At 28.7% G+C, this 1449-nt stretch carries 2 protein-coding genes; one reads left to right on the forward strand and one right to left on the reverse strand.

Annotated elements, in window-relative coordinates; translation table 11 throughout:
• The coding region (locus CKF59_RS07750) for a YihY family inner membrane protein (RefSeq protein WP_119535329.1) at positions 1 to 859 on the forward strand (859 nt) is incomplete at its 5' end.
• Between the two features lie 25 nt (positions 860 to 884).
• Here CKF59_RS07750 and CKF59_RS07755 read toward each other — a convergent pair.
• Positions 885 to 1211, reverse strand: a complete 327-nt coding sequence (locus tag CKF59_RS07755) for a TusE/DsrC/DsvC family sulfur relay protein (protein WP_119535330.1) — start codon at positions 1209 to 1211, stop codon at positions 885 to 887.
• Between the last annotated feature and the right edge of the window lie 238 nt (positions 1212 to 1449).

Consider the following 1449-nt stretch of genomic DNA (forward strand, 5'->3'; position numbering starts at 1 on the left):
AACTAAAGGTTTTAAAACTATCACCAAAAGTATTTTTCATTTATATTTAATTATAACTACCGTACTCGGTAATGGAGTATCAGTTGTTGCAGGGGCATTAACTTATAATACCTTATTAGCTATAGTTCCTATAGTGCTAGTATTCTTCTCCGTACTCCATATGTTACCAGCTTTTAATAGCATTAAGGATTCATTACAGGAATTTATATTTGAGAATATAGCACCAAGTAACATTGAAGATTTTAACGTAATCTTTGATAACATTATTGCTAAAACCGCAAATTTAGGATTACCATCAATCATTTCATTATTTGTAATTGCATTCTTACTTGTAAGAACTATTGATAAAACTATAAATAAAAATATTTGGCAAATAACTCAAAGAAGAAAGATTTCTCAAAGTTTTACCTCTTATTGGGCAGTTATAAGTTTTGGTCCTATACTACTTGGGGGAATAATTTTTGCTAAATCTTATTTGATCGGGATTTATAGTTTAGATAATGATATTTTTAGTAGTACCATAGTGTTAGTTTTAAACTATATTCAAGTTTTTGTTTTATGGTTTATCCTCTTCTTTACTTATACTGCATTTCCTAACACTCATGTTAAATGGAAAGAAGGAGTTATATCTTCTCTCTTAGCTACGATTGGCTTGTATTATGCCAAGCAAATATTCGTTTATTATGTAACCCACATTGCTTCATATTATGTTATTTATGGAGCCATAGCAGCTTTCCCTATTACTGTATTTTGGTTATATATTGTTTGGTATATAATTCTTATGGGAGCGGCTTTAACTAAAGTGTTAAATCAAAATAATTTCTATACTCTATATCGAGCTTATTTATTAGATAAATAAAAAAAGAGGGGCAATCCCTCTTTTTTTATAAGCATTTGGCTGGTTTTGGTAATCCTGCTAATTTTGCTACAGTTTTTGCAGGACTGGCATTAAACATTTTTTGCAAATAGCGTGAATTACCTATTTCACTTCCATATTCTTTTTCTAAATTTTTTACTAATAACCTTATTGATGGAGTAGTTTCAAATTTTTCGAAATAAGAACGCACAAAGTTAATAATTAACCAGTGACTTTCAGTAAGCTCTATACCTTCAACCTTTGCAATTTGTTTTGCGATTTCTTCATTCCACTGGTGAAGATCAAGAAGATAACCTTCAGCATCTGTTTCCAATTCTTGATATTCTTTTACCATATTACATTCTAATTTTAAACAAAGTTAAACTGAAACTCTAACTAAGAAATTTTCTCTTATCTACAATATTGATTTCTTATAAATTGCAATTAAGAGGTTTTCTCTTAGTGCTAAATAACTAATATCCAGCTTATTTAAGCACAAACGGTATTAAGAGTAATACAACGAGAATTAAAGTTATGAGTGAATATACAAGCACCATAAATTTGAGATTTAAAATCGTAAATATTACGATAAA

This window comes from Psittacicella gerlachiana (genome assembly GCF_003585965.1).
In the GTDB taxonomy this organism is placed as follows: domain Bacteria; phylum Pseudomonadota; class Gammaproteobacteria; order Enterobacterales; family Psittacicellaceae; genus Psittacicella; species Psittacicella gerlachiana.